The organism is Actinoplanes sp. NPDC048988, from assembly GCF_043197815.1.
Classification (GTDB): domain Bacteria; phylum Actinomycetota; class Actinomycetes; order Mycobacteriales; family Micromonosporaceae; genus Actinoplanes.
Window position 1 is genome coordinate 144,345 of sequence record NZ_JBICTW010000016.1, and the last position, 7,062, is coordinate 151,406.

The window sequence follows — 7,062 nt, forward strand, 5'->3', positions numbered from 1 at the left end:
TGTAACAGCGCTTATACAGTTTCTCTCAACGGGAGGGTCACCACGATCGCGGTGCCGCGGCCGGGCTCGCTGTCGATGCGGAGGGTGCCGTGGTGACCGTCGACGATGGCCTTGACGATGCTCAGGCCCAGACCGGCGCCCTGGACCTCGTGGCGTTCGGCGGCGGCCGAGCGGCGGAACGGGGTCAGCGCGCGGGCGCTCTCCTCGGCGCTCATGCCGATGCCGGTGTCGCGCACCTCGAGCACGGCGTCGTCGCCCCGGACCGAGGCGCGCACGGTGATGCGGCCGCGCGGGGTGAACTTGACCGCGTTCAGCAGCAGCCGCTCCAGCACCTGACCGAGCCGCTCCTGGTCGGCCTCCACCATCACCGGCAGCGGCGCGTCGGCGATGATGTCGAGGCGCCGGGTCAGGGCCAGGCCGACGTTACGCCGTACGGCGTCCCGGGCCATCTCGGCCAGGTCGAGCTCACGCTTGTTCAGCACCAGGCGCTCCCGGCCGGTGCTCGCCGCCAGCAGCATGTCGTCGACCAGGGCGGTCAGCCGCTCCGAGTTGCGCCGGATCCGGGCCACGAACTCGCCGTCGGCGCTCTCGCCGTCACCCAGCAGCTCCAGGTATCCGTTGATCGAGGTCAGCGGCGTGCGCAGCTCGTGGGTGACCCGGGACAGGAACTCGTCGCGGACCCGGTCGGCGTCGCGCAGCCGCGCGTTCAGCCCGTGGGCGTACTGCCGCAGTTCCAGCTGAGCCATCACGTGCCGGGCCAGGGTGCGCAGCCCGGTCGCCTCGGCCGGGGTCAGCAGCCGGGGCTCGGGCCCGATCACGCAGAGCGCGCCCAGCGCCTGGCCGGCCGGGGTGACCAGCGGCGCGCCGGCGTAGAAGACGACGTGTGGGTCGCCGGTGACGGCCGGGTTGTCGCGGAACCGCGGGTCGAGCCGGGCGTCGGGCACCTGCATGATCCCGTCGCTGAACATGGCGTGCGCGCAGAACGACCGGTCGCGGGCGACCTCGCAGGCCTCGATGCCGATCCGCGACTTGAACCACTGCCGCTCGCCGTCGATCAGGCTGATCGCCGCCATCGGGGCGCGGCAGAGCTGGGCGGCCAGGACCACGATGTCGTCGAAGTCGCTCTCCGGCGCGGTGTCCAGCACGCGGTAGCCGTGCAGCGCCGCCAGGCGCTCGCGCTCCGCGACCAGAGTGTCCGACATCTCGCCCGTCCTCGTCTCGAGCTGACTCCACCATGAGAAAGGGTCGGCCGGCGCCGCGGTTTGTTGAGTGATGGCCCCGGTGCAGAGGGGGATCAACCCTGCCCGCGGCGGTGCTCGAAGATCAGGTACGTCTCGGTGCCGGCGATCAGCCGCGTGCCGCTGAGGCGTTCGGTGATCACGGCACGGAGGTCTTCGACGTCGGCGGTCGCCACATGCAGGAGGAAGTCGTACGAGCCGGAGACGAAATAGACGTCCCGTACGGCCGGGATGTCGGCCAGGGAGGACGCGAACTTGCCGATCGCGTCGCGGGACTCCGACCGGATCCGTACGGCAATCATGGCTTCGATGGGCCGGCCGATCCAGGCCGGGTCGACGTCGGCGTGGAAGCCGCGGATGGCACCGATCTCGCGCAGCCGCCGGACCCGGGTCAGGCAGGTGGAGGGGGCGATACCGACCCGCTCGGCGAGGGCGTTGTTGGGCATGCGGCCGTCGGCCTCGAGCAGGGTCAGCAACTCGCGGTCGATGTGATCCAGAGCTCGAAGATCCTTCGGTTGATCGGTCACCACGAGGCCCCTGTCCGCATCTTCCTCTTGTTTCTGCCGCCAATCAGAATCATATTCGGTCATCTTGCGTGGTGGCAGCACATCGTTTCACGCTAAGGGCCACAACGGCGTGATGAAGGAGACAGCCATGCGGATCGGTGTGCCGACCGAGGTCAAGAACCACGAGTACCGGGTGGCGATCACGCCGGCCGGCGTCGCCGAGTTCGTCCGCCGCGGCCACGACGTGGTCATCCAGGCCGGCGCCGGCGCGGGCTCCGCCATCACCGACGAGGACTACATCGCCGCGGGCGCTGCCGTCCTCGACGAGGCCGACGCCGTCTGGGAGCAGGCCGACCTGCTGCTCAAGGTCAAGGAGCCGATCGCCTCCGAATACCACCGCCTCCGCAAGGACCAGGTCGTCTTCACCTATCTGCACCTGGCGGCCGACGCCGAAGGCACAAAGGCGCTTCTCGCCAGCGGCACGACCGCCATCGCGTACGAGACGGTGCAGCTGGCCGACGGCTCGCTGCCCTTGCTGGCCCCCATGTCCGAGGTCGCCGGCCGCCTCGCCCCGCAGGTCGGCGCGTACAGCCTGATGCGCAACAGCGGCGGCCGCGGCGTACTGCCCGGCGGGGTACCCGGCGTCAGCCCGGCCAAGGTCACCGTCATCGGCGGCGGCGTCTCCGGCGTCAACGCGGCCACCATCGCCCTCGGCCTGGGCGCCGACGTGACCGTACTCGACCTGTCCCTCCCCCGCCTGCGCCAGATCGACGCCCAGTTCGGCGGCCGGGTCAAGACCCTGGTCTCGTCGTCGTACGCCATCGAGCAGTCGCTCCTGGAGGCCGACATGGTGATCGGCGCGGTGCTGGTGCCCGGCGCGAAGGCCCCCAAGCTGGTCTCGAACGACCTGGTGAAGCGGATGAAGCCGGGCTCGGTGCTGGTCGACATCGCCATCGACCAGGGCGGGTGCTTCGAGGACTCGCACGCGACGACCCACGAGGACCCGGTGTACAAGGTGCACGAGTCGGTCTTCTACTGCGTCGCGAACATGCCGGGGGCGGTGCCGAACACGTCGACGTACGCGCTGACGAACGCGACCCTGCCGTACGCGGTGAAGCTGGCCGATCTGGGGTGGAAGGACGCGCTGGGCCAGGACCCGGCGCTGGCGCTGGGGCTGAACGTGCACGATGGGCGCCTGACCAATGCCGAGGTCGGCGCCGCGCTCGGGCTGCCGTCGGTGGAGATCGCGGCCGCCCTCGGCTGACCCGCCCCGAAGCCGCGCCCGTGGAAACACTTGTGCCCGCGGCCACCGCGGGCCGCGGGCACAAACGGGTTCGAATCAGAGGTGGCGCTGGATCTGGGTGAGGTCGGCCGCCGAGAGACGGTCGGAGCTCGTGTTGCGCTGGTGCCAGAACGGGTAGCGCAGCGGCTCGCCGCTGACGTCGTCGAGGGCCTTGACCTCGTCGGCGGTCAGCTCCAGGTCGGCCGCGGCCAGGTTGTCGCGCAGCTGGGCCGGGGTGCGGGAGCCGACGATCAGCGAGGTCACGCCGGGCTTCTGGGCGATGTAGGACAGGGCCACCTGCGCCGCCGACACACCGTGCGACTCGCCGATCTTCACGGCCAGCTCGATCGTGTCGTACAGCTTGTCCTCGTCGTTGATCGGCGGTTCCGACCACTCGCTCAGGTGGCGGCTGCCGGCCGGGGCCTCGACGCCGCGGCGGTACTTGCCGGAGAGCAGGCCGCCGGCCAGCGGGCTCCAGACCAGGATGCCCAGCCCCTGGTCGACCACGGCCGGAACGATCTCGGCCTCGATGTCGCGGTTCTGCAGCGAGTAGTACACCTGGGTGCTGGCGAAACGCTCGAGGTGCCGCGCGTCGGAGATGGCCAGGGCCTTCATCATCTGCCAGGCCGCGTAGTTGGAGCAGCCGATGTAGCGGACCTTGCCGCTGCGGACCAGGTCGTCGAGGGCGGTCAGGGTCTCCTCGAGCGGGGTGTGCCCGTCCCACTCGTGCACCTGGTACAGGTCGATGTAGTCGGTGTTGAGCCGCCGCAGGCTGGCCTCGGCGGCCCGCACGATGTGGTGGCGGGACAGGCCCGCGTCGTTCGGCCCGTCGCCCATCGGCATGCGCGCCTTGGTGGCGATGAGCACCTGGTCGCGGTCGCCGCCGAGCGCCTCGCCGAGAATCTCCTCGGACAGGCCCGCCGAGTAGACGTCGGCGGTGTCGATGAGGTTGACACCCGCGTCCCGGGCGATCGCGATCTGCTCGCGCGCGCCGGACACGTCGATCTGGCCGACCGGGGTGGCCCAACCGGTGCCGCCGAAGCCCATGGTGCCCAGGGTGAAGGTGGAAACCCGGAGGCCGGTGCGGCCGAGCTGCCGGTACTGCATTGTCATACCTCTTTCCGGTTCGGTGTAGCTCCGACCAGCCTTCCCCTCCGCAAGCGACCTGTCCACCGGAAGCGGCGTGCCACCTGATCAGAGAGCGCGGGACTCGACGATCTGCTTGAGGCGGGCCAGGTCGGCGGCGACCAGGGCGGTGTCGCGGGCGAAATCGGCGTCCGAGGTGCCGGGGGCGCGGCGGACCGAGAAGACGATCTCGGAGCCTTCGCCGTACGGGACCACGCGCAACGGATTCAGGAAGGTCTGGCCGTCGGGGAACGTGGCCCAGTGGTCGAGGACGCCGAAGTCGTTCGGTGGGGCGAAGGTGACCTTGACGCGGCCGGTGCCGGTCAGGACGAACCAGTCGCCGTCGGCCTGTTCGACGCCCTGGCCCAGGCCGGGGGCCCATTCCGGGAGATTGGCGGGGTTCGAGGCGTACGCGTAGACCTCGCCGGCGGGACGGTCGACGCGTTCCGCCAGGTGCGCTGTGTCGGTGGCCATGCCGTCAGCTTGCCAGGCGGAACGTCTCGGCGTGGCGCTGGCGGGCCGGCACACCGAGCTGGCGCAGACCGCGCAGGACCGCGGTCGTCATCGCGGACGGACCGCAGACGAAGACGTCACGCTGGGCGATGTCGGGCACCAGCTCGAGCAGGTTGCCGGCGCTGAACGGCTGGTTCCCCGCGCTTGTACGCCCGGTGAGCAGGTGCAGGCGCGCCCGGCGCAACCGGGCCAGGTTCTGCAACTCCGGAAGCAGCACCGCGTCGGCCGGCGTGCGCGCACGGTACAGGACGACGATGTCACCGGTCAGGGTCTCGTCCTCGAGCAGCGCCCGGATCGGGGTGACGCCGATGCCGCCGGCGATCAGGACCGCGTTCTCGCGGACGCGGCGTGTCGTGGTGAACGCGCCGTACGGGCCCTCCGCGAACACCCTCGTACCGAGGGGAAGGTGTCGCAAGCCGGCGCTGGTGACGCCGATGCCCTTGGCCGTCAGCCGCAGCGAGCGACCGTCCGGCGCGGCGGACAGTGAGAACGGGTTGACCTGCCACCACCTGTTGTGACCGAGGAACCGCCACAGGAAGAACTGGCCGGGCCGGGCCCGCAGGCGCTCGAGGTCACGGCCGGTGACGTGGACGGAGACGACGTCGGGCGACTCGGAGACGACCGCGGCGACTCGCAGCCGGTGCCGCGCGTTACGGACCAGGGGGACGACGAGCCGCCCGGTGATGAGCGAGCCGATCGCGAAGGCCCACAAACCCCACCAGTAGAGCTGGGTGAGCCCGTTCGTCTTGAAGGCGCTGCCCTCGTACACCTGATGAATCACGCCGAGCACCACGACGGCGTAGACCAGCAGGTGGACGGCGTGCCAGGCCTCGTAGGACAGGGCGCGGCGAGAAAGGCGTACCGAAGAAACCGCAATCATCCCCGCCAAGCCGGCGGCGATCATGCCCAGCAGAACCGGCGTCTGCCGGGCCAGATCGGCGACCTCGGCGAGGAATGAAATGTTCCCGAGCCGCGCATATCCGAGCAGGACAAAGGTGGGATGCAGCACCACGAGCCAGAAAATCGTGAATCCCGTCCACCGGTGCCAGGTGGTGAGCCGGTCCATCCCGATCCGCCGGTCGAGGAACGGCAGCCGGGCGATCAGCAGCAGTTGAAGCGCCATCACGAAAGCGAGATGCAGCCCCAGAAACCGACCGATCGAGGTCAGGGTGTCGTACGTCGGTGTCGCCGGATTGAGGAACATCAGCTCGACGATCGCCAGGTCAAGGAGCAAAAACGTCCAAAGCATGACGTACGCCGTGAGCACCGGGCCGCCTCGTCGCGTCAGCGCGGGTTCCGTGTCGGCACTCATCCTTCACAGGTAGCGGTGAATGCCACTGACGCGCAATCACCCGAACGAAAGGTGGCGCGCTCCGGCAATACTTGCCGGACGCCCGGGCACCCGGGACCGGAAGGAGAGAGATGACCCACCCGCCGAAGCCGACCGACGAGACCCGCCCGCTCTCGCAGGAGAACGAGGGCCCCGCCGAGCCAAAGGCTCCGGCCCCAGCCCCACGACAACCGGAGGGCCAGGTGTACGGCGCCGAGGCTTCTCCAGCGGCCGAGCCGGCAAGCCAGGAGGAGCCCACCGAGCCTTTCGCCGCCCCTGTTCAGCCCGATTCCGGCGACGAGCCGACCAAGCCATTCGCCCTTCCCGGCCCGTCGGCGAAAAACGAGAAGCCGCCGGCCGACACAAAAGCCGACCCATCGAGTACGCCTCCTCCGGCTCAGCCCTCGGCGCCCTCCTCACCCCCTTCTCCTCCCACTCAGCCCTCGGCACCTTCCCCGCCGACACCCTCCTCACCCCCTCCCGCTCAACCCTCGGCACCTTCCCCGCCGACACCCTCCTCACCCCCTCCCGCTCAACCCTCGGCACCTTCCCCGCCGGCACCCTCCTCACCGCCTCCTCCGCCCGCGCCGGCCGACGCGACTCAACCGCTGCCGCGTACGCCTGGCTCGCCCGCCACCGCCGACACCACGCAGCCGCTGACCGCTTCCCCCTCAGCGCCGCCGGCCGTGGCCACCCCCACCTCGCCACCGCCGTCCACGGCGCCCTCGACCCCGCCGCCTTCCGCGCCGCCCTCGACCTCGCCGCCCTCGACCCCGCCGTCTTCCGCACACCCCTCGACCACGCCCTCGAAGGCCCCGCAGTCTCCGGCACAGGCCGCGATGCCGTTGCCGCGACCGCCGGCGCAAGCCGCCATGCCCCTGCCTCGCCCTCCGGCGACAACCACACCTCCCTCACAGCCGGTCACGACGCCACCGACCCAGCCCATCCCGAACTCGGCTCGAGCCACGCCGCCGCAGGCCACACCCCCAGTAACGCCACCGCAGACCCCGCCGGGCACGGCTCAGGCTCTTCCCGTCGCGCAGGTAGCGATGCCGCTGTCCCGGCCCG

General features: G+C 70.6%; 7 protein-coding genes. 1 reads left to right on the top strand and 6 read right to left on the bottom strand.

Features of this window, described 5'->3' with window-relative positions; genetic code table 11:
* Positions 1-11: 11 nt before the first annotated feature.
* Entirely contained in the window at positions 12-1,202 is a 1,191-nt protein-coding gene (locus ACGFJ7_RS36460) for a GAF domain-containing sensor histidine kinase (RefSeq protein WP_360253954.1), read from the bottom strand.
* Positions 1,203-1,294: 92 nt separating this feature from the next.
* Positions 1,295-1,765, bottom strand: coding sequence for an Lrp/AsnC family transcriptional regulator (locus tag ACGFJ7_RS36465; RefSeq protein WP_360253956.1), 471 nt, complete (start codon positions 1,763-1,765; stop codon positions 1,295-1,297).
* 127 nt (positions 1,766-1,892) lie between these two features.
* On the opposite strand from ACGFJ7_RS36465, the gene ald reads away from it, so the two are divergent.
* Complete coding sequence (gene ald, locus ACGFJ7_RS36470) at positions 1,893-3,008, top strand: alanine dehydrogenase (RefSeq protein ID WP_360253958.1); 1,116 nt, start codon at positions 1,893-1,895, stop codon at positions 3,006-3,008.
* Between the two features lie 75 nt (positions 3,009-3,083).
* Here the strand turns inward: ald and ACGFJ7_RS36475 are convergent, their stop codons facing one another.
* From ACGFJ7_RS36475 to ACGFJ7_RS36490, 4 genes are all read right to left on the bottom strand, one after another.
* Entirely contained in the window at positions 3,084-4,133 is a 1,050-nt protein-coding gene (locus tag ACGFJ7_RS36475) for an aldo/keto reductase (RefSeq protein ID WP_392646480.1), read from the bottom strand.
* An 87-nt stretch (positions 4,134-4,220) separates the two neighbouring features.
* The gene (locus ACGFJ7_RS36480) at positions 4,221-4,625 is read right to left on the bottom strand and encodes an SRPBCC family protein (protein WP_360253962.1); all 405 of its coding nucleotides are present in this window, start codon (positions 4,623-4,625) and stop codon (positions 4,221-4,223) included.
* 4 nt (positions 4,626-4,629) lie between these two features.
* Positions 4,630-5,976: a ferredoxin reductase family protein gene (locus ACGFJ7_RS36485; RefSeq protein ID WP_360253964.1), complete on the bottom strand. Its 1,347-nt coding sequence runs from the start codon at positions 5,974-5,976 to the stop codon at positions 4,630-4,632.
* Positions 5,977-6,595: 619 nt separating this feature from the next.
* Positions 6,596-6,868, bottom strand: a complete 273-nt coding sequence (locus ACGFJ7_RS36490) for a hypothetical protein (RefSeq protein WP_392646482.1) — start codon at positions 6,866-6,868, stop codon at positions 6,596-6,598.
* Positions 6,869-7,062 lie beyond the last annotated feature (194 nt).